The sequence below is a fragment of the Sagittula sp. SSi028 genome (assembly GCF_048553715.1).
In the GTDB taxonomy this organism is placed as follows: domain Bacteria; phylum Pseudomonadota; class Alphaproteobacteria; order Rhodobacterales; family Rhodobacteraceae; genus Sagittula.
In genome coordinates, this window is the sequence record NZ_JBLZNC010000007.1 from 125018 (window position 1) to 146376 (window position 21359).

20 protein-coding genes and 1 pseudogene are annotated in these 21359 nt (G+C 61.9%); 14 read left to right on the forward strand and 7 right to left on the reverse strand.

Translation table 11 applies throughout. From position 1 onward, the window contains the following. Positions 1-15: 15 nt before the first annotated feature. Positions 16-195 (forward strand): annotated as a pseudogene (locus ACN5AZ_RS14425) (transposase); the annotation flags it as partial. 26 nt (positions 196-221) lie between these two features. On the opposite strand, the gene ACN5AZ_RS14430 reads toward ACN5AZ_RS14425, so the two are convergent. The 3 genes from ACN5AZ_RS14430 to ACN5AZ_RS14440 form a co-directional block, all read right to left on the reverse strand. Then, complete coding sequence (locus tag ACN5AZ_RS14430; protein WP_419429594.1) at positions 222-1529, reverse strand: TRAP transporter large permease; 1308 nt, start codon at positions 1527-1529, stop codon at positions 222-224. Next, positions 1526-2020 (reverse strand): TRAP transporter small permease, encoded by a 495-nt coding sequence (locus ACN5AZ_RS14435; protein WP_419429595.1) that lies wholly within the window; start codon positions 2018-2020, stop codon positions 1526-1528. The genes ACN5AZ_RS14430 and ACN5AZ_RS14435 overlap by 4 nt, the downstream gene beginning before the upstream one ends. Positions 2021-2090: 70 nt before the next feature. Then, positions 2091-3092 carry a TRAP transporter substrate-binding protein gene (locus ACN5AZ_RS14440; RefSeq protein WP_419429596.1) on the reverse strand — a complete coding sequence of 334 codons (1002 nt, stop codon included), beginning with the start codon at positions 3090-3092 and terminating at the stop codon, positions 2091-2093. 251 nt (positions 3093-3343) lie between these two features. On the opposite strand from ACN5AZ_RS14440, the gene ACN5AZ_RS14445 reads away from it, so the two are divergent. Further along, positions 3344-4486, forward strand: coding sequence for a Gfo/Idh/MocA family protein (locus tag ACN5AZ_RS14445; RefSeq protein ID WP_419429597.1), 1143 nt, complete (start codon positions 3344-3346; stop codon positions 4484-4486). Further along, on the forward strand, positions 4483-5709 hold the full coding sequence (gene manD / locus ACN5AZ_RS14450; RefSeq protein ID WP_419429598.1) for a D-mannonate dehydratase ManD: 1227 nt from the start codon (positions 4483-4485) through the stop codon (positions 5707-5709). The genes ACN5AZ_RS14445 and manD overlap by 4 nt, the downstream gene beginning before the upstream one ends. 13 nt (positions 5710-5722) lie before the next feature. On the opposite strand, the gene ACN5AZ_RS14455 is transcribed toward manD, so the two are convergent. From ACN5AZ_RS14455 to ACN5AZ_RS14465, 3 genes are all read right to left on the reverse strand, one after another. Next, positions 5723-6415 carry a GntR family transcriptional regulator gene (locus tag ACN5AZ_RS14455; RefSeq protein WP_419429599.1) on the reverse strand — a complete coding sequence of 231 codons (693 nt, stop codon included), beginning with the start codon at positions 6413-6415 and terminating at the stop codon, positions 5723-5725. 111 nt (positions 6416-6526) lie between these two features. Then, entirely contained in the window at positions 6527-7879 is a 1353-nt protein-coding gene (locus tag ACN5AZ_RS14460) for a sensor histidine kinase (protein ID WP_419429600.1), read from the reverse strand. Then, positions 7876-8547: a response regulator transcription factor gene (locus tag ACN5AZ_RS14465; RefSeq protein ID WP_419429601.1), complete on the reverse strand. Its 672-nt coding sequence runs from the start codon at positions 8545-8547 to the stop codon at positions 7876-7878. The genes ACN5AZ_RS14460 and ACN5AZ_RS14465 overlap by 4 nt, the downstream gene beginning before the upstream one ends. Before the next feature lie 148 nt (positions 8548-8695). Between ACN5AZ_RS14465 and ACN5AZ_RS14470 the strand changes: the two genes are divergently transcribed. The 6 genes from ACN5AZ_RS14470 to ACN5AZ_RS14495 all read left to right on the forward strand — a co-directional run bounded on the left by ACN5AZ_RS14470 (position 8696) and on the right by ACN5AZ_RS14495 (position 14970). Beyond that, entirely contained in the window at positions 8696-9772 is a 1077-nt protein-coding gene (locus tag ACN5AZ_RS14470) for a tricarboxylate transporter (protein ID WP_419429602.1), read from the forward strand. Positions 9773-9852: 80 nt separating this feature from the next. Further along, positions 9853-11883: a tripartite tricarboxylate transporter permease gene (locus tag ACN5AZ_RS14475; protein WP_419429688.1), complete on the forward strand. Its 2031-nt coding sequence runs from the start codon at positions 9853-9855 to the stop codon at positions 11881-11883. 18 nt (positions 11884-11901) lie between these two features. After that, entirely contained in the window at positions 11902-12990 is a 1089-nt protein-coding gene (locus tag ACN5AZ_RS14480) for a 4-oxalomesaconate tautomerase (protein WP_419429603.1), read from the forward strand. A gap of 1 nt (position 12991) precedes the next feature. After that, positions 12992-13807, forward strand: a complete 816-nt coding sequence (locus ACN5AZ_RS14485) for a universal stress protein (protein WP_419429604.1) — start codon at positions 12992-12994, stop codon at positions 13805-13807. Between the two features lie 17 nt (positions 13808-13824). Then, entirely contained in the window at positions 13825-13986 is a 162-nt protein-coding gene (locus ACN5AZ_RS14490; protein WP_419429605.1) for a hypothetical protein, read from the forward strand. A gap of 9 nt (positions 13987-13995) precedes the next feature. After that, positions 13996-14970, forward strand: coding sequence for a D-2-hydroxyacid dehydrogenase family protein (locus ACN5AZ_RS14495; protein WP_419429606.1), 975 nt, complete (start codon positions 13996-13998; stop codon positions 14968-14970). Here the strand turns inward: ACN5AZ_RS14495 and ACN5AZ_RS14500 are convergent. Next, entirely contained in the window at positions 14945-15997 is a 1053-nt protein-coding gene (locus ACN5AZ_RS14500) for an AbrB family transcriptional regulator (RefSeq protein ID WP_419429607.1), read from the reverse strand. The two genes, ACN5AZ_RS14495 and ACN5AZ_RS14500, sit on opposite strands and share 26 nt — an antisense overlap. A gap of 78 nt (positions 15998-16075) precedes the next feature. Here ACN5AZ_RS14500 and ACN5AZ_RS14505 point away from each other — a divergent pair, with 78 nt between their 5' ends. The 5 genes from ACN5AZ_RS14505 (at position 16076) to ACN5AZ_RS14525 (ending at position 21308) form a co-directional block, all read left to right on the forward strand. Beyond that, positions 16076-16759 carry a GntR family transcriptional regulator gene (locus ACN5AZ_RS14505; protein ID WP_419429608.1) on the forward strand — a complete coding sequence of 228 codons (684 nt, stop codon included), beginning with the start codon at positions 16076-16078 and terminating at the stop codon, positions 16757-16759. Continuing rightward, positions 16756-18150: an FAD-dependent tricarballylate dehydrogenase TcuA gene (gene tcuA, locus ACN5AZ_RS14510; protein ID WP_419429609.1), complete on the forward strand. Its 1395-nt coding sequence runs from the start codon at positions 16756-16758 to the stop codon at positions 18148-18150. The genes ACN5AZ_RS14505 and tcuA overlap by 4 nt, the downstream gene beginning before the upstream one ends. Beyond that, complete coding sequence (tcuB, locus tag ACN5AZ_RS14515; RefSeq protein WP_419429689.1) at positions 18140-19201, forward strand: tricarballylate utilization 4Fe-4S protein TcuB; 1062 nt, start codon at positions 18140-18142, stop codon at positions 19199-19201. Before tcuA ends, tcuB begins: the two co-directional genes overlap by 11 nt. A 380-nt stretch (positions 19202-19581) precedes the next feature. Then, complete coding sequence (locus ACN5AZ_RS14520) at positions 19582-20769, forward strand: DUF3500 domain-containing protein (RefSeq protein WP_419429610.1); 1188 nt, start codon at positions 19582-19584, stop codon at positions 20767-20769. Next, positions 20766-21308 carry a hypothetical protein gene (locus ACN5AZ_RS14525; protein ID WP_419429611.1) on the forward strand — a complete coding sequence of 181 codons (543 nt, stop codon included), beginning with the start codon at positions 20766-20768 and terminating at the stop codon, positions 21306-21308. Before ACN5AZ_RS14520 ends, ACN5AZ_RS14525 begins: the two co-directional genes overlap by 4 nt. Positions 21309-21359 lie beyond the last annotated feature (51 nt).

Consider the following 21359-nt stretch of genomic DNA (forward strand, 5'->3'; position numbering starts at 1 on the left):
GTAGGATGGAGCATCATGAGCAAAACCACGAACAAGTTTTCCCCTGAGGTGCGCGAACGCGCCGTGCGGATGGTTCTCGGCAACGAGGGCGGGCATGGCTCTCGTTGGCAGGCTATCACGTCGATCTCTGCCAAGATCGGATGTTCGGCGAACACGCTGAACGACTGGGTCCAGAAGGCTGAGGTGGACAGCGGCCATTGGCCGAAGTGGCCCACGGTTGGTTATACCGCCGCGGGCATGACCAGCTTCGGCAACCAAAGCGTCAGTTCGGGGATCAGCATCACCAGCAACAGCACGATCAGCATGGGGATCAGGATGATCACCACATCGCGCAGCACCTGCGTCACGTTCAACCCACCGATTGCCGAGGCGATCAGCAGGCATAACCCGTAGGGCGGCGTGACCAGCCCAAAAGCCAGCGAGATGATCCCGATCATGGCAAAGACCATTGGATGCATGCCCGCGTCTGCTGCCACGGGCATCAGTACCGTGCCAAGGATGATGATGGTCGGGATGGCGTCGATGAACAACCCGAACAGCAAAAACAGGGCTGCGATGATCAAAGCCGTGCCGAAGAGTCCGACGTCGTGATAGGTCAATGTTTCCACGATCAACGTCGGCACTTTGAAGAAAGCCAGAAGCCAGCCAAAGGCGGTAGCCGTGCCGATAGCAAACAGCGAGATCGAGGCGAACCGCCCGGTGTCATAGAAGATCCGGCCCAGATCCCGAAAACTGACAGTACGGTAGACGAACAGCCCAAGGATCATGGCGTACCCTGCGGCGATGATGGCGCTTTCCGTTGGTGTCACCACGCCCAGCACGATGCCGCCCACCACAAAGACCGGTGTCAGCAGCGCAAGGATTGACCGGGAAAAGGCGCGCCAGCCCTCACGCATAGTGGGCCGTCCGGTCGTGGGATAGCCACGGCGCTTGGCGTAGACGTAAACCGTCAGCAACAGCGAACCGCCGATCATCAGGCCCGGGATCGCGCCAGCCAGAAACAGCGCGCCCACAGAGATCTGCATGACGCCACCCCAAACCACCATCAGGATGCTGGGCGGGATCACCACTCCCATCACCGATGAACAGGCGGTGATCGCCACGGCAAAGCGCGTGTCGAACCCTTCGCGCTGCATCGCGGGGATCAGGATTTTGCCGCAGCCTGCGGCATCCGCCGTGGATGATCCGGAAATCCCGGCAAACAGCATGGAGACCATGACATTCACATGGCCAAGCCCGCCGGGCAGCCAGCCGGTCAGCACGCGGGCGAGGTCTATTAAACGGTCGGTGATGCGGCCCGAATTCATCAGGTTTGCCGCCAACAGAAAGAACGGCACCGCCAGCAGGATGAATGAATTGTAGCTTTGGAACATCCGGTCGATCAGGATGAAGGGCGTCAGCCGCAGGTCCATGACCACCAGTGGCAGCGTTGCCAAGCCCAAGGCAAAGGCCACGGGCACCCTCAAAAGAACCAGCAAAAGAAAGCCGCCGACAAGGATCGTGCAGGCAAGTCCGGTCGAGACGATCATTTCACGACCTCCGGGCCAGCACGATATTCTGCCACGGCCTCATACAGCCGCCAGCCGGCAAAGGCGGCCCAGCTGATCCCGGCGACAGGCACCGCGACATGGGTGATGGCCATGTTCATACGCATCATCACCGAATTCTGGATCGCGCCAAAACGGGTGTATTCCACGCCGTACCACGCAAAAAGCAGCCCGAAGACAATCAGCAGGACGAGGACAAAGCCCTTTTGCAGCAGGCGGGCGAAGGGCGCGCGGGCTTCGGGCAGGACTTCGACGTTGAAATGTGTGCCGTCCCAAACAGCCACCATCGACCCGATCATGACCACCCAGACAAACAGGAACGTGGCCAGTTCTTCGGTCCAAAGATAGACGGGAATGATCCCGGTGTAGCGGGCTATGATCTGTGCGGCCACGGGCAGGGCCAATAGAAATGTGAGCGCGCCCAAGCACAGGCGCAATAAGAAGCAATATCGATCCAACAGGTGGCCGATCATCGTGGTCTCCGGTCTAGTCAGCAAAATCAGGGATGCCGCCCCTGCACCGGGCAAGGGCGGCGGAGCGCGGTCACTCCATATCGCGGATCGCAGCCAGCAGGTCGGTCGCGCCCAGCTCGGCAGCATAAGCGTCCTGTACCGGCACGACGAGATCAAGCAGCTTTTCCCGACCGGCAAATTCGGCGACCTGCACCTGACCGGCATCTGCCATCTGCTGCAGCTTCATCGCGTCTTCGCTGCTTTCGACCTCGCGCCCCAGCGCACCGGCCTTGGCACCTGCGTCCAAGACGATCTGCTGCAGCTCTGGAGACAGCTTCTGGAAGGTCTTGTTGGCCATGACCAACGGGCGCACGGTGATCGCGTGCTTGGTCAACGTGATGTTGGGCGCGACCTCGTAGAATTTTAGGTTCTGAATGGCGGCGGCCTCGTTTTCAAAGCCTGCGATCACGCCGGTCTGGATGGCGTTGTAGACCTCGTTATAGGCGATGACCGACGGTGCCGCATCAAGGGCCGAGAAGACCTGCGCCTGAATGGGCGCACCCATCACGCGCATCTTGTGTCCGCTCAGCTCGTCCATATTGGTCACTGGCGCGGATGAGGCAAGGTTGCGTGTGCCGCCTCCGGCATAGCCGATGATCTTGATGTCGGCCTTTTCCAGCAGTTGCTCTTCCAGCGGGGCCAGCACGTCCGAGGACAAAACCGCGTTCCAGTGGTCTAGGTCGCGGAACAAAAACGGCATGTCCATCAGCGGGATCGACGGTGCAAAGACGGCCATGTTGGACGGCGCCATCACCGCATAGTCAATTGCGACGCCCTGCTGAAGGAAGGTCACGAAATCGCTTTCGTCCCCCAGCTCACCGTTCAGGTGCAGTTCGAATGCGACCGCGCCATCTGTCGCCTCGGACACCAACCGTTCAAATTCGCGCAGTGTCTTGGTGTAGGCGTGGTCTTCGTCGAAGAGGCTCGCGCCGCGCAGGGTCATGTCCTGGGCAATCGCGCCTTGCGCGACGAGCGCCAGACCTGCGGCGGTGCCGATGGTGCGGGTGAAATGCATGAATTTTGTAAAGGTCACTGTCTGGTTCCTCCCTCTGGACCTGTCAGGTGATGTTACGACCGGGCGGTTCCTCCCCGAACGGCGTCGGTCGCAGGCGGGCAGGTCGAATTCTCCATTCGGATGATTCGTTTGAGCCGCCACAAGCATCAGTGGATCTGATCTAAGAAGATTTTGAACTAGTATACTAGAATTTTTTCCGGTCATATGGATCCTGAGGGCGCCCAAACATCGCAAGATGTTGATAGGTAAACTAAATTTAGGGAGGAAGCATGTCTGTGTTGAAAGTCCTGATTGCGGGAACGGGTTTCGCGGCCGAAGGCCATGTCGCGGCGTTCCGCGCCGCAGGGGCCGAGGTGGTGGGGATTGTCGGGCGGACGCCGGATGTTCTTGCGCAAGTGGCCGCGCGCCACGGAATTTCATGGTCCGGCACCGATTGGCTGACCGCACTTGAGGTCTGCCAGCCCGATATCGTGAGCATTGCCACACCCGGTGGGGCGCATGCGGTTCCGATCCGGCAGGCGTTGGACCACGGCTGCCACGTTTTTTGCGAAAAGCCGCTGGCCCCGGATGCGCCCACCGCGCGGGCGCTGTGGGATCAGGCGCGCAAGGCGCAGGTCAAAACCGCCTTTGCCGCGAGTTTTCGCTACACGCCGGGGGTGCGTCATGCGGCCCGTCTGGTGGCAGAGGGGGCCATTGGACATCCGACAGAGGTCGAATGTGTGTCGCACTTCAATCTCGAACGCGGCATTCCCTTTGGCTGGTCACATCGCGCCGAAGAGGGTGGCGGGCGATTGGCGAACAATTTCACGCATACCTTGGGCATCGTCGAGGCGGTTCTGGGCGGGCGGGTCACATCTGTCTGTGGTGACCTGCGTGATGATCTGAAGCGCGCGCCGATCGTTTCGGGTGTCCACAACTTTGCCACGCGCCGCGCCCATATCCCTGACAATCTGGACGATCCCGATCTGGAATGGGGCGCGTCCAACGTCGAATGGTCCTACAGCGTACTTGGGCGGTTGCGCAGCCCGTTGGCGTCGGACAGCGTATCGGTGCTGTTTCGCCACGGCGGTCTGATCCCGCGGTTCAACAAAGACTACATCGCCTTTTACGGGGATCGGGGGGCGATCCATCTGGGGGGGCATTACGGCAGCGGGCCACTGAACCTGCACGACGGCACCGGCTGGCGCGAGATCGACACACCCCGCGACATTGCCGAGGCCGCGCAGGGCATCAGCGGCGAGACCGAACAGTGCTGGCACCACCTCGCAGGGCTTTTCGTGTCCGATATCCTCGGGGCAGGGGCGGACCCCTATCCCACCTTTGCCGACGGCTATCATGCGCAAAATATCATCGACACTCTGCGCGCCGGCACCGCATGGACCACGCTTGATCTGCCGGAGGGCCTCGCATGAAAATCACCGGAGGCAAGGTCTTTGTCGGCGGGCCGGGGCGCAACTACGTCACCCTGAAGCTTATGACAGACGAGGGGGTTTACGGGTTGGGGGATGCAACGCTCAACAACCGCGAAACCCTGCCCGCGCAGTATCTGTCGGACTATCTGCTGCCAGCGCTCGAAGGGATGGACCCGCGCAACAGCGAGGACATCTGGCAATTTCTGTATCGCGGGGCCTATTTCCGCCGTGGTCCCATCGCCATGGCCGCATTCGGTGCCATCGACATGGCGCTATGGGACATCAAGGGCAAGCTGGCGAACATGCCGGTCTATCAGTTGCTGGGCGGGCGCAGCCGTCAGGGCGCAATGGCCTACGCCCATGCCACCGGCGCCGATCTTGAGGAACTGTGCGATCAGGTCGCGGGATATGTGGCGCAAGGCTATAAGGCCGTCCGCGTGCAGTGCGGCATTCCCGGCATGCCCTCTGCCAGCTATGCCGTGCCCGAAACCAAAGGCGACAACCGGCACTACATGACGGACTTCTCGGGGGTGCGCCCAAAGGTCGAGACATGGGACAGCGGGCGATATCTGCGATATATGCCCGACGCATTGGCCGAACTGCGGGCGCGTTTTGGGCCAGAGCTGCATCTGTTGCACGACGTGCATCACCGGCTGACCCCGCGCGAGGCGGCGGGCTTTGCCAAGGCGGTCGAACCCGCCGATCTGTTCTGGCTGGAGGATCCCACCCCGGCGGAGGATCAAGACGCGCTGCGGCTGATCCGTCATCACGCGACCACGCCAATTGCCATCGGTGAGGTGTTCAACTCCTTATGGGACTGCAACCGCCTGATCGAAGACGAATTGATCGACTTCATCCGCGTCGCGGTGACCTATGCCGGTGGCATCACACCGGTTCGCCGCATCGTGGATCTGGCGGGCATGCATCATGTCCGCACGGGCTTTCACGGCGCGCCGAGCCATTCACCGATTTCCATGGCCGCGCAGGCGCATTTGAACGTTTGGGCGCCGAACTTTGGCATCCAAGAATATCTGGTGCTGGGCACGCCCGCCTGCGACGCGCTGTTTCCCAGCGATCACCGGATGGAGGACGGCATGATCCACGTCAGTGAGGCACCGGGCCTTGGCGTCCACTTCGATGAGCGTGAGGCGGAGCGCTATGACTGGGTGCCCGGCAGTCACCCCGTTGTCCGGCTGGAGGATGGCACGATGTGGAACTACTAAGCGGACCTTTCGATCAGCGGTCTTCGCCGTCGAAGAATTCGGGGTGCCGTGCAAAGATTGCGTCGATGGTGCCATCCAGCCGCGCCAGATGCGCTCTGAGCGCGGCAACCGCCTCGTCTGCCGCCCCGGCCTTTACGGCTTCCGCGATCTTGGCGTGGTCGTCCACCAGATCCGGCATCCGGTCCTCCCGCGCGAGGCCTAACATGCAAAGCCTATCCACCTTGGCTTTTTCAGTCTGGATCACATCGAATGCGTCGTCTGCCTCGGCGATGTGGCAAAGGGTTTTGTGGAACGCATAGTCGAGTTTCGAGAAAGACGGGTAATCGCCGCAGGCCAGCAGATCGCGCTGATCGGCCAAGGCGCGGTCCAGCGACCGGGCTTGGGGCAGTGTACAGCGCTCAGCGGCACGGCGCAGCATTTCGGCCTCGACGGCAAGGCGGATAAGCCGCGCATGGGCGATCGCCCGCATGGAAAATTTGCGCACTTCCGTCGCCTTTTGCGGGCGGATCAACAGCAGGTCGAGGTTCGCCAGTCGCGTGAAGGCATCGCGCACAGGCTGACGCGAGACGCCGAACCGTTGCGCGACGTCGGCCTCCGAGATTTTCGCCCCCGGTAACAACTTCAGCGTCAGTATCTCGTGATACAGCGCATGTGTAATGCGGTCGACGCTGCCGCGACGGGTCCATGTGGGGCTTGGCTTCAGCATAATGTCTTCTCCACTTCAGCAGAGATAGCCCGTAAGAAGCCGCCGCGCTACGGTGCTGCGAAAATAAGATAAGGCCGTAACGCCGCAGCATGCATCCATCGACAAAAGCGTTCAGGCGCGCGGCAAGTCCAGTTGGACCGTCAGCCCCGCGGAGCTGCCCTTCAGTCTCACAGTGCCATTGTGCCGGTGTATCACCTGTTCCACGATGGCCAGACCCAGCCCCGACCCCTCGCCATTGCGCAATTGAGAAAACCGGCGAAAGGCGGCGTTTGTCTCGTTTGCGGGGATGCCCACGCCATCGTCCTTGATCAGAACGACGCAACTGTCGCCTTCGGTCAGTGTTCGCACGGCAATGCTGCGCAGGTCTTGTCCGCCGTGGGTCAACGCGTTTTCCAGCAGATTGACCAACGCCTCGCCCAAAAGGAGCGCATTCCCCATGATCATCTGAGGGTCGGGTGAGGTGTCCATGACAAATTCGAGATCTCTGGACAAGGCCTTCGGCGCGAAGCTGCGACAGGTCTCTTCGACAAGCCTGTTGAGATCCAAAGGTTGCATCGGCGTCGCGGTATCGTAGCGCAACCGTTCCAGAGACAGCAATTGTTCTGACAGCCGCGCCGACCACCGGGCAGCCTTGACCAGTTCGTGTTGACGTGCGGTGCGCGCCGCAGGGTCGCCCACATCAGGGAGGCTTTCGGCCAAGGCCAGCACCGCCGCCGCAGGATTGCGAAGCTGATGAGCGGCATCCGAGATGAAGGCTTGGTGCGTTTCAATGCTGTCTTGCACCTGTCCAAACAGGCGGTTGAGCGTGGAGACGATGCCTGAGACTTCTGTCGGGACAGCGCGGCGGATCGGGCCCAGATCGTCCGGCGAACGCTGTCGGATAGCATCCTGCAAATCGTTGAGCGGGCGCAGCCCGATTTGCACGCCGAACCAGATCACCAATGCAAGCGCTGCCATCAGACCTGCCATGAGTGCCGCAGCCCGTAGTGCAAGTTCCCGCGCAAAGGCCCGACGGTCGCTGACGTGTTGCCAGACCGTGACGACCGTGTCGCCCGACAGGTTGCCGATGGTGCGGCTTTCGATCAGGCGCAACACGCGCATTTCTTCGCCGCGGTAGTCGGCGACGTAGTAAAAGGGGACGTCGCGCTCGACGTCTGTTTCGGGACGCGGAGGGTAGGCGTAACCGGTGACGTAGATGCCGCCCGGGCCGGTGACGTGATAGAACAGCTCGCCACCGCCCGCGTCCGAGATCACACGCCGCGTGCCCGGCGACAGTGCATCCCCTTCAGAGATCGCCACGTCGCGCGAAATCGCCAGCGCTGCGGACAGCAGGCTTCGGTCGAAAAGTTCCTCTGAGGTGCGCTGTGCCACCTCGAACCGCCACCAGCCCAACAAAATGGATACCAGAAGCAGCGGCGGCAGGATCACGAGGACCAGCCGCATGCGCAGCGACAGCGCCTTCATATGGCAACGATCTCAAGCATGTATCCCAGACCGCGCGCTGTCTTGATCTTGATCCCGAAGGGGTCGAGCCGCTTGCGCAGTCGGGAGATATGCGGCTCCATCGCGCTTTCTTCGGCATCCGATCCGGTGCCGTAAACATGGGTGATCAGCTGCGCCTTGGAGACGATGCGCCCGCGCCGCTCCAGCAGGCATTCCAGCGTGGCGATTTCTCTGCGCGGGATGTCCAATGGCTGATCGTTCTGCATCAGCTGGCGTGACGTCCGGTCGAACACAAGCGGCCCGATGGTATCGCGCGCGCTAAATTCGAGGTTCTTACGCCGCGCCATGGCCCGCAACCGCGCCTCGAGCTCGTCCATCTCGAAGGGTTTGGTCAGGTAGTCATCGGCACCGGCGTCCAGACCCGCCACCCGTTCGGCGGTCTCCGATCGCGCGGTCAACAAGATCACCGGTGTGCCGTCCCCCCTGCGGCGCAGCGCGCGCAAGACATCAATCCCGTCCATCCCCGGCAAATTCAGGTCCAGCACGACGATATCTGCGCCCTCTTGCGACAAAAAACGGTCCGCCTCGGCCCCGTTGTGCAGTAGGTCCACCGCATGCCCGCGGTCCCGCAGGCGAAAAGCGATTCCTTGGGCAAGGGCCTCATTATCTTCGATGACGGCAATGCGCATGGTTACTTCTTTGTCATAATGCGCAAGTTTCGCGCAAGGTTGGAACGGCACAGTGCCGCTGTTGGAGGAGGGAATCATTCCCTTGAGAAGATAATTTCAATGGTGCCGGAAAGTTTTCGGCGCCTGCAAGGTCTACGGGAGGACACCAATGACCATCAAGCAACTCGCAACCTCGGTTGCAGCAGCCACTCTGATCGCAGCCCCGGCACTGGCCGAGGTCGACATGTCCGGCAAGACAATCGAATGGGTCATTCCCTTCTCGGAAACCGGCGGCTCGGCGAAATGGGCCAACTTTTTTGCGCCGCTTTTGTCCGAAGAGCTGCCCGGCAACCCCACTGTTGTGGTGAAATTCATGCCGGGCGCCGGTTCCACCAAAGGCGCGAACTGGTTTCAGGAACAAGAGCACGAGGACGGCACCGTCCTGTTCGGCACCTCCGGGTCGACGCAATTCCCCTACCTGCTGGGCGATCCGCGCGTGCGTTACGAATACAGCGACTGGGTGCCGGTCATGGCATCGGGCACCGGCGGTGTGGCGTATCTGAACGCCGAAGATGGTGCGAAATTCGACGGCACCGCCAACAATCTGCAAGACATCGATTTCATCTATGGCTCGCAGGGGGCAACGCGTCTGGATCTGGTGCCGCTGCTGGCATGGGAAATGCTGGGCATGAATGTCGAGCCGGTGTTCGGCATCAAGGGTCGCGGCGATGGGCGTCTGATGTTTGAACGCGGCGAAGCCACCATCGATTACCAGACCTCGTCTGGCTATCTGGGCGGCTCCACCGATCTGGTCGACGCGGGCAAAGCCGTTCCGATGATGACATGGGGCGCACTGGACGCTGACGGCAACATCGTGCGCGACCCGACATTCCCGGACATCCCGACCTTCAAGGAAGTCTGCGAAGCGACCGACGGCTGCGAGACCTCGGGAGAGGCATGGGACGCGTGGAAGGCCTTCTTTGTCGCAGGTTTCCCGGTTCAAAAGATCGCCTTCCTGCCCGCTGGCACACCTGACGACGTGCGCGACACCTATGCTGCTGCTTTTGACGCGGTGCGCAATCGCGACGATTTCGCCACCATCGCGGCCAAGCGTGTGGGCAAATATGACGTGTTCGTCGGTGAAGGCGCGCAAGCCGCGACCACCGCAGGCACGACCGTCTCGGACGAGGCGAAAGCTTTTGTGACCAACTGGTTGCAGGACGCCTACGGCGTTTCGCTGAACTAAGCGGGCGCCCATCGCCCCCGCGCGGTTTGCTGCGGGGGCGCACTTACACTCCCTGAAATTCCTGAATGAAAGCCGGTGCGATGGACCTTTTCGCCACCGCCCTGCCTGCGCTTGGCCAGGCATGGGCCATGATTTTGCAACCTGTTGTCCTTGGCTATCTTGTGCTGGGCGTTGTGATGGGCCTTGCGGTCGGTGTCTTCCCCGGCCTTGGCGGCATCGCGGGTCTGTCGCTGCTTTTGCCATTCATGTTCGGTATGGACCCGCTTTTGGGTTTGGCGCTTATGGTGGGGATGGTGGCCGTGGTGCCGACCTCTGACACCTTCGCCTCGGTCCTGATGGGCATCCCCGGCAGTTCCGCGTCACAGGCGACGGTGCTCGACGGCTTCCCCTTGGCCAAAAAGGGGCAGGCGGCGCGGGCGTTGTCGGCGGCCTTTACCTCGTCTTTGTTTGGCGGGCTGGTGGGGGCGGCCTTCCTGACCATGTTCATCGTGGTGGCGCGGCCCCTAGTGCTGGCCTTCGGCCTGCCGGAAATGTTGATGATCTCGATCCTCGGCCTGTCGATGGTGGCTGTGCTGGCTGGGCGCGTGGCGTTGAAAGGGCTCGCCGCCGCGGGGCTGGGCATGCTGATCGGCACGATTGGCGAGGCGGACGCGGGCGGCAGCCTGCGCATGGCCACTTACGACATCCCCTATCTGACGGACGGGCTGAAACTGGTGATCGTGGGCCTTGGCATCTTTGCCGTGCCGGAAATCGTCAGCCTGCTGCGCCAAGACCGTGCCATCGCCAAGAACGCTGAACTGGGCGCTGGCTGGGGCGACGGTGTGCGTGACTGGGTGGCCAACAAATGGCTGTCCCTGCGCTGTTCGCTGATCGGTGTGGTGGTGGGTGTGATCCCCGGGCTTGGTGGCTCGGTCGTGGACTGGATCGCCTATGGCCACGCGGTGCAGACCACCAAGGACAAGTCGAACTTTGGCAAGGGCGAGATCCGCGGCGTCGTGGGCCCCGAAAGCTCGAACAATGCCAAGGAAGGCGGTGGGCTGGTGCCAACGCTGCTGTTCGGTATCCCGGGATCGGGGTCGATGGCCATCTTTATCGGGGCGATTGCCCTGCTGGGGTCGGGCGATATCGAAGTCGGCCCGTCCATGCTGCGCGACAATCTCGATATCACCTATTCCATCGTTTGGTTGCTGGCGCTGGCCAATGTGGTTGGCACATTGCTGTGCATTGCGGCCTCTGGCGGGATCGCGCGCCTGACGACGATCCGGTTCACCTACCTCGCGCCGTTCTTGTTCATGCTGATCAGCTTTGCCGCGTTCCAGTCGGGCCAGAATTTCGAGGACATCCTTGCGCTGTTTGCCATCGGCCTGATCGGCATTTTCCTGCGCCGGTTTGACTGGTCGCGCCCCGCCTTCCTGATTGGCTTCGTGCTGTCCAACCCGGTGGAGAAATTCTCTAACCAAGCGTTTCAGATCGCCTCCTTCCGGTTCCGTAAGTCGTTCGAGGACGGCATGGACTACCTGTTCTCGCCCATCGTGATCGTGTTGTTGATCATCACGGTGCTGTCGGTGGTTCTGGGTCTGCGTCAGGCGAAATCCATCATGGCCGAGGGCGACGTCCAGTCCGGGTCGAAGCGCGCGCCGCTGGTGTTTTTGCTGGTCATCATGGCCTATGTCGTGGCCGCGCTGATCAACGCCAACATGATCCCCGACTACAATATGACGGACAAGATCGTGCCGCTGGTCATCGGGGGCATCACGCTGGCCGCTTTGTTGATCCTGCTGGTGCAGATGATCCTGCGCCCCGAGACCGACACCGTCTTTGCCGACAAGGAACGCGCAGGCGAGGACGCAGATGCGCCCTATGGCCTGTGGGGCACCCTCGCGTGGTTCGCGGGCCTCATCCTTGCGACGTATTTCGTGGGTTTCATCCTCGCACTGCTCGGCTTCTTGATCGCCTTCCTGCGGGTGCGCGCACAGGCCCCGTGGCCCAAGACGCTGATCCTGACTGCCGCAGGCATCGCGCTGATGTGTGTGATGGCCGGATCGCTGAATCGCGATTTCCCGCCGGGGCTGCTGCAGGACGCGGTCGATATGCCCTGGCCGCTGAAATAATCCAACGGAGCGAATGACATGACACAGACAGGCATTCCCTATGTCTTCATGCGTGGTGGGACGTCCCGTGGGCCGTATTTCAACCGCGCCGACCTTCCCGAAGACCTCGACACGCTGGCCGAGGTGCTGCTGGCGGTTGTGGGATCGGGGCACAAGATCAACATAGATGGCATCGGCGGCGGCGTGGCGGTCACCACCAAGGTGGCTATGCTGTCGCCATCGGACGACGACTGGGCCGATGTGGACTACTTCTTTGCCCAAGTGTCGGTGGAGGATCGCTTGGTGGATTTCAAACCCACCTGCGGCAACATCCTGTCGGGCGTGGGCCCTGCGGCGATCGAAATGGGTCTTGTGACCCCCACAGGTGAGGAAACCGAGGTCAAGATCCGGTCGGTCAACACCGGCGCACAGGTTCTGGCGCGGGTCCAGACCCCGAATGGTAAAATGCGCTATGACGGAGATGCGGCGATCGCCGGTGTTCCCGGAACGGCGGCACCGATTGCGCTGAACTTCATGGGGGTTGTGGGATCGTCGACGGGCGCGTTCCTGCCCACCGGCAATCTGCGCGACACCTTCGACGGGATCGAGGTCACCTGCATGGACGTGGCCATGCCAATGGTGATCGCACGCGCGTCGGACTTTGGCCTGACAGGCTATGAGAGCGTCGAGACGCTGAACGCGAACACGGACCTTTTTGCCCGGATGGAGGCGATCCGCCTGCAGGCGGGCGCGGCCATGGGAATGGGGGATGTGACCAAATCCGTGACGCCGAAATTCGGCCTGCTGGCCCCGCCCAAGGACGGCGGCACGATCTGTACCCGGTATTTCATGCCGTGGACCACGCACCCGTCGATGGCTGTGACGGGGTCGCAGTGTCTCGCTTCCTGCGCGCTGACACCGGGTACCGTGGCGGACGGTCTGCTTGATCGTCCAGATACCAGCCCAGCCAACGTGGTTCTGGAACACGCCTCCGGCACAATCGAGGTGCTGGTGGATTTCGAGATGAACAACAGTTTCTCGCTGAACTCCGCCGGTCTGCTGCGCACAGCGCGCAAATTGGCCGATGGAATGGTCTATGTGCCAGGCAGCGTGTGGAAGGGGCACTGACATGCCGATGATGAACCTTTTGGTGGCGTTCAACGGATCTGACGGCGCGGTGGCCGCATTGCGCTATGCGGCAGCGCTTGCACGTCGGTTCGACGCCCATGTCACGGCGATGCTCGCCCACACCGGCCACGAAGTCATCGACCGCCGCTCACGCTGGATCCCGCAAGAGGCCCGCAGCCTGCTGGAGGCGGCGAATGCCGATATCATCCAAGAGATCGCTGACCGGTTCGAGGCAGAGCGCGCAGCACTTGGGCTGGCCAATGCCCTTCAGTTGAAGGAAGTGACCGGACGCGTTGACAATGTTTTGTCACAGGCGGCGCGGCACTACGATATGCTGATTGTTGGCAGTCGGGCAGACACCGATGACGAGCACGTCACCTTGCATCCCGACCGCATTGCCTTGATGTCGGGACGGCCCGTTGTGGTCGTTCCTGCGGGATATGATGCCGGTGCCGATCACAGCCACGCCGCGCTGGTCTGGGACGGCGGACGCGCCGCCGCGCGGGCGTTGTCGGACAGCCTCCGGCTTCTCGAAGATGAGGGCCGTGTGAGCGTTCTGACCGTCGGCCCCCGCAGCGACTGGCCGGTGGATGACCTGCTGACGCATCTTGACCGTCACGGGGTCGCGGCCGTGCATGAAGACTGGCCCGACACCCATCCCGTCGCAGAGACCCTGCTGACGTGGTGCGGCAAACATGACCCCTCTCTTTTGGTGCTTGGCGCCTATGAGCATTCCAAATTCCGCGAGGATTTCTTTGGCGGGGTCACCTCGGACATTCTGACCCATAGCAAAATCCCCGTTCTTCTTTCGCACTGACCCTGATTGGACACGCCATGACCGATTACGAAAAACTCAGCAATGCGCGCCGTGACCTCGAAGCGATCCGCGCCGATCTGTGCGCGCGCATGGACAAAACCGAAAGCCCGTCGGGCGATCTGAGCGTGCTGCACGAGCGTGTCAGCCGCGCGATCAAAGCGCTCGCGGGTCAGGGCTGAGGGGGACGCATGAAAATCCATATCCTTGACGACTGGTTCGACACCCTGCGGGGGCTTCCCTGTTTCGACCTGCTCAGCGGCCATGACGTCACCGTCTGGACCGATCATGAACCCGATCCGGTCAAACTGGCCGGTCGTGTCAAAGACGCGGACTGTGTCGTTTTGTTCCGCGAACGCACAAAGGTCACGCGCGCGCTGCTGGATCATCTCCCGAACCTGCGGCTGATTTCGCAGCGCGGGGCTTATCCCCATGTGGATGTGGAGGCCTGTACCAACGCGGGCGTTCTGCTGTGCTCGAACAAGGGCGCGGATGGCGCGAATTATGCCGCAGCAGAGCTTACCTTTGCGCTGATCCTGTCTGCGATGCGACAGCTTCCGCAGCAGATGGCCAGCGCCAAAGCGGGCGGCTGGCAGATGGGGGTGGGGCGTACCTTACGCGGGCGGCGTCTGGGCCTGTATGGCTACGGGCGGATCGGTCGCGCGGTGGCGGACTATGCGCGTGCCTTCGGCATGGATGTGGTCTGGTGGGCGTCCGAGGAGGGCCGCGCCCGTGCAACCGCCGATGGCCAAGAGGTGGCGCCAAGCCGCGCGGCGTTTTTCGCGGACAGCGATGTGGTCTCGCTCCATTTGCGGCTGAACGCGCAAACGCGTGGCATCGTCACCGCCGAGGATCTGGCCCACATGGGGCCGAAATCCGTGCTGGTGAACACATCCCGCGCGGGGCTGATCGCGCCCGGTGCGTTGCTGGATGGGCTGAATGCCGGTCGCCCCGGTGTCGCCGCCGTGGATGTCTTCGACAGCGAACCCTTGCGCGATGCGGCGGACCCGCTGCTGGCACATCCCAATCTGATCGCCACGCCGCACATCGGTTTCGTGACCGAAGACGAGTTCGACAAACAATTTGCCGACATTTTTGAACAGGTGAAGGCTTATGCGGATGGCGCGCCGATCCACATGATCAACCCGTCCGTCTACGTGCCATAAGACGTGCCACCACCGGCGCGCCGACGATCACGATCACGATGCGCGTCAGGTGGTGGGTGATGACAAAACCCAAATCCGCCCCCGTTACGATGGCCAGAACCGTCATCTCTGCCTGTCCACCGGGGGCGAAGGCCAGAAACGTAGGGACCGGTGCGCCCAGCCCCAAGGCGGTGACCAGCGCGGTAAAGCCCGCCGCCAACGCGGCCAAAACCACAACATAGGCGATACCCGCTGCCACCACGCGGGTCAGCTCGGCCCATGTGACGCCGAGAAAATGGATACCGATGCCGCATCCGATCAGGAACTGCGCCGCAAGGATCGCCTCGGCCGGGGGGCGAAAGTGGATGATCCCGCTGAGCGACAAAACAGCCGTGACGATCATCGGACCAAGGATCGAGGCGCCGAACAGACCCAGACGCGCGCCCCCCTTCCACCCGATCAGCGCCGCCGCGGCCATGATCGCCAGCTCATGCACCGGCAGGTCGGATACGGGCGCACCAATGGGGTTGGTCAGCGCCGCGCCGTAGACGTGGGACAAAAAGAACGGGGCCAGCGTGACAATGATCAGAACCCGCGTGGCATGTACCAGCGACAAGGCGCGCGGGTTGCCGCCTGCTTCGGTGCCGAAAATCACCATGTCCTGCAACCCACCGGGCATCGCCGCATAATAGGCCGTCGGCGCGTCAAAGCCCCAGATTCTGCGAAAGAACGGGACACCCACAACGGCGATGAGCGCTATGAACACAGGGATCAGGGCCACGGACAGCGCCATGCGCGGCAGCTGGGCGATGACCTCTGGCGTGATAGAGGCCCCCACCGCCACGCCCAGAATCGTGCGCGCCGCCACGGAGACCTCGCCAAAGCCCTTCATCGGCAGATGCGCCAACGCTCCGATCAGGCAGAACGCCATCGGCCCGAACAGGAAGGGCAGCGGCAGATCAAGCCACCAGAACAACGCGGTGCCTACGCCGGCCAGTGCCAGCGTGGTTCCGCGTGCCTTCAGATGCGAGGGGTGCATAGGGCTCATTTTGACCTCCTGAGTGGCTTGACCCCTGTGTGCATACGCTTGTATCCAATTGCATACAAGATGATTCCGGGAGGTCCCATGACCAGCACAGACGACAGCGCCCCGCAGGGAAACAGCGCCTACGCCCGCCTGTTGACAGAACTGCGCGAAGGCCGGTTGAACCCCGGCGACCGCTTGCGCGAGACCGAACTGGCCGAACGGCTTGGCATGTCGCGCACCCCTGTGCGCGAGGCGATCCGCCAGCTCGAAGGGGACGGGATCGTCACCCATGTGCCGCGTCAGGGCGCCAGCATCCGAACGCTGGACTACGCCGAGGTGATGGAGCTTTACGAAATGCGCGCCGTCTTGGAGGGGACCGCTGCAAGGCTGGCCGCGCGCGCAGCGTCAGACATTGAAATCGAAGAGTTGTTCGAGATGAACCGTCAGATGGCGGCGCTGGGGAATGACCCCGAGGCTTTTATCCTGAACCGGCAGTTTCACGCCGCACTTCTGGATGCGGCAAAGAACCGGTTCCTGACGCGGTCCATTCAAACCCTGCAAAAGGCGCTGATGATCCTTGGGCCGACCACATTGACCGACAGCGACAGAGGGCGTCAGGCGGTGGAGGAGCACTTTGGCGTGCTGGAGGCCATAAAGGCGCGGGACACCGCATTGGCAGAGGCGGCGATGCGCGCCCATATCGAGGCGGCACAACGCGTTCGGGTCCGCGCCCTGCGCGCCCGCCCCGATCAGGCGCCGAGCTTTGACGGGGACCTGCTATGACCCATCCTTCGCCTGACATTGCCATCATCGGGGGCGGCAACGCCGCGCTTTGTGCGGCGATCACTGCGGCCAAAACCGGGGCGCATGTGCTGATCCTTGAGGCCGCGCCAAAGCCCTATCGTGGTGGTAACTCGCGCCATACACGCAACTTTCGCTGCATGCATCACGGGCCGCTAGGGCCGTTGGTCGACAGCTACACCGAGGACGAATACCTTGCCGATCTGATGAAGGTCACAGCTGGCAAGACCGACGAAGGGCTGGCCCGTCTGGCCATCCGCTGCTCCGAGGAGTGCCTGCCGTGGATGCAGGAACACGGCGTCCGGTTTCAACCCTCGCTGTCGGGCACCCTGTCACTGGCCCGAACGAATGCCTTCTTCCTCGGCGGCGGCAAAGGTCTGGTCAACGCCTATTATCGCACGGCCAAGGCGCTTGGCGTGCAGGTGCTGTACAAGGCGCAGGTCACCCATCTGGAGATGGAAGATGACCGCGTGACACGCGTAGACTACACCCACGATGGTGCCCAGCATCGTATCACACCCAAGGCTGTGGTGGCAGCCTCTGGCGGGTTTCAGGCGGATACCGATTGGCTGGCGCGGGCATGGGGGCCTGCGGCCAAGAACTTTTTGATCCGTGGCACGGCCTACAACCGTGGCGTGGTCCTTGCCGATCTGTTGGATCAGGGCGTTGAGCAGGTGGGGGATCCGACACAATGCCATGCGGTCGCCATCGACGGGCGCGCCCCGAAATTCGACGGCGGCATTGTCACGCGGCTGGACTGCGTGCCCTTCTCCATCGTGGTCAACAAAGATGCCCAGCGGTTCTATGACGAGGGCGAAGACGTCTGGCCCAAGCGATACGCCATTTGGGGGCGGCTGGTTGCGGCCCAGCCCGATCAGGTGGGCTATGCCATTATCGACGCAAAATCCCTGAACCTGTTCATGCCGTCGGTTTTCCCGCCGATCAAAGCGGACACGCTGGAAGAACTGGCGCAGAAGATGGGCCTGCCGCCTGAAGCGTTGCTGCAGACGGTGCGTGAATTCAACAACTGCTGCGGTGATACCACAGGGTTTCAGCCGACCGAACTGGACGGGGTCGCCACGACGGGCCTGAACCCGCCCAAAACCAACTGGGCCCGCCCGATCACCGACCCGCCGTTTTACGGCTACGCGCTGCGCACCGGCGTCACCTTTACCTATCTGGGCCTGAAGGTCGACGAAAACGCGCAATGCGCCATCGGCAACCGCCCCGTCAGGAACCTTTGGGCCGCCGGGGAAACCATGGCCGGGTCGATTTTGGGCCAAGGGTATCTTGCCGGTTTTGGCATGACCATCGGAACCGTTTTCGGACGTATCGCAGGCAAGGAGGCCGCCGCCCATGCAAATGCAAGCTGATCTTTTGCAAGAAGCCCGCCGTCAAGCCGAAATCTGCAACGCCTGCCGCTACTGCGAAGGCTACTGTTCGGTCTTTCCAGCGCTGCATGCGGAACGCGCCTTTGCCGACGGGGATCTGATACAGCTGGCCAACCTGTGCCATAACTGTCGCGGCTGTTACTACGCGTGCCAATACACCGCCCCGCATGAATTCGACCTGAACCTGCCGCAGGCGCTGGCCAATGTGCGGCAGGACAGTTGGGAGACATTCGCCTTTCCCCAAGCCGCCGGTCGCGCATTCCAGAAAAATGGCCTGCTGATCACACTTGTGACTGTCGTGGGATTTGCCCTGTTGTTCTGGGCGGCACGCGCCTTGGCCGCGTCCGGCGGCGAAGGGTTCTATGCCGTTCTGTCGCACAACGCGATGTTGGCAATTTTCTTGCCCGCCTTTGTCTTTCCCTTGATCAGCATCGCGATCAGCCTGCGCCGGTACTGGCGACATGTAGGGGCCGGGCCGTTTCGGCCACGCCACCTGATCGCAGCCGTGGGACAAGCCGCCAATATGAAAAACCTCAAAGGCGGTCATGGTGACGGCTGTAACTTCGAGGACGAAGACCGCTTCACCCACGCCCGCCGCGCCGTGCATCAGGCGGTGATGTACGGCTTCTTGTTGTGCTTTGCTGCGACCAGTGTCGCAACAATCATGCATTACGTCTTTGACATGCCCGCGCCTTATGGGCTGTTCTCCCTGCCGAAACTGCTGGGACTCGCAGGTGGTCTGCTTCTGACCGTTGGCTGTGTCGAGATGATCCGGTTGAAGCTGCGCGCGGACCGTCTGCTGGGGGCCGCCCGCGCCTTTGGCGGCGAACTTGCGTTCATCGGGTTGCTGGGTTTCGTGGCCTTCAGCGGGCTGGGGCTTTATGTACTTGGCCAGACGCCTGCGATGCCGGCGCTTCTGATGCTGCACCTTGGTGCGGTGCTCGCTTTTTTTCTGCTGATGCCCTTCACCAAGATGGCGCACGGTTTCTATCGTCTTGCCGCCCTGACGGTCGATGCGCAGCGCAAAGGGTGACTATCATCCGGTCCGTTTGGTCCGGACGTGCAACGGAGCGTAAGGCCACTGCGTGGCAATACGTTGAAGGTGCATGATAAAAGAGGAACAGCCGCATCTGGGGTTGGGCACCAACGGCAGGCCCCGAATGACCGAAGGATGTCGGTCCGGGGTGCGCGGTGTGCGCATCGCCCTGGCCAGAAGCGACGGAAGTCTCACCCTTCAGATTTTGACCGGTGAGCCGTGCCGTTGTGCCAAGACCACCAGGCCCTTATCCGCGCGTGGTATTCCGTGGCAACCCGTAGACAGCGCTTAGAATTAACCAATTGGTAATGACATGTTTGACCTTGGGTAAGCCCGACCTATCGTTCAATTACTCTGACTTATTCAAAAGGTGTCCCATGCCGCGTCACGTCGATCTTTTGTCCAGTGCGGCCGCGCTGGTGTTGGTTTGCTCTACGGCCTTTGCCCAAGGGCAGGGGGATGGCCCGCCCGCCGATGGTGGCCCGCCGAAAATGTCTGAAGAAGATCAGGCGTTGAGCGATGCATTGCAGGCGCGGATGGGGGATACCAGCACGCTCATGGAATCCGTGCCGATCCCCGAAAGTGCCGCTGATTGTGACCAGTCTGCCAGCTATGATCGCATGCTATGCCTGATCGAGCTGCTAAAAACCGATGTCTCGGACGAGGTGATGGAGCACCTTCAGGTGGACTATTCCCGCACAGAGGCGGAGTACTGGAGCAACCTGCCCGCAGGCGCCTTTCCCAAGCGTCCCGGCGTGCTGTTGGGTGAGCTCAACATCAAACAGCGCGGGCTTGTGAAGGCGATCATGCTCGAGGCCACCAGCGGCGACGTCGATGAGGGCTGGGACGAGATGGTCCAGACCTTGAACGCGGACGACTACATCAACACGGTCAGCACCGATTACAAAGCGGGCTATTCGTCGTTCAACACCAAATTCGCTTTCCTTGGCACGCCGGGCACAACCGGAGTGTGGGAGCTGTATTACGGTGGACATCACATGGCCTTTGCCAACACCTATGTGGATGGTGCCCTGGCCGGTGCAACGCCGTCGTTCCGTGGGGTCGAACCCTTTCCCTACTTCGAGATGAATGGCCGCGTGAATGAACCGCTGACGCAGGAGCGGGATGCCTTTGCCGCTCTGCTATCGGCGCTGTCGGACGATCAGCGCGAAGCCGCCACGTTGGAGGGGACATACCGAGATATTCTTGCCGGTCCGCAGTCGGATGACGCCATTCCCGACAGTTTCGAGGGGATGCCGGTCTCCGAGCTGGACAGCGACCAGACGGAGCTGCTTCTGGCGGCGATCAAGACCTATGTGGGCGATATTTCGCAGGCAGAAGCGGACGCCTACATGGAGAAATACACCGACGAGCTGTCGGAAACCTACCTTGGTTTCACAGGCACGCCGCAGCTGAGTGCAGAGGACGATTATGTCCGCGTGCATGGCCCGTCTTTGTGGATCGAGTTCTCGCTGCAGTCGAACAAATCCACCGACAAGGTTGGCAACCACCCGCATTCGGTCTGGCGTGACCAGACGGATGATTACGGTGGGCAAACCGAATGATCCTGCGCGCGGCCCTGATTGCTTGCGCCGGCCTGTTGGCCGGTACGGGCACGGTGTTGGCGCATGCCTTGCCGGGAAGCGCCCTTGTCCTGCGTCAGAATGATGATGTGGTGCAGTTGCGTGTTCAGTTCCCGGTCGAGGAATTGATCGCTGCGGCCCCCGACCTGATCGCGCTCGAAGACGTGCCTGAGGGCGAGGCGCTGCCGGATGATCTGGCCCAAGCGCTTGCAGCCTATATGGCGTCGCATCTGCAGATCATGGACGGCGCTTTGGCGGTGCCCTTGGCCTTCGAGGGGGCGCGGGTGCAATCGGCGTTTCACGATCACGTCGGGCAGTTCGCCATGATCGTGACGGACTGGACCTTTGTCAGCACGGCGTTTGATCCCGCCGATCTGGTTCTGCGCTATGATGCGATCATGCATGAGGTGCGCAACCATCGCGCCACGGTACAGTGGGCCACGGCAGATGGCGCGCTGCGCCGGGTCGGGGCCTACGGGTATTTCGATGCGGGCGAAGGGCTCCGCCTCGGCACACCTTGATCAGCCTATGACAATCGCCCTGTCCCCGAGACGGGACCGGGCCTTTGCTAT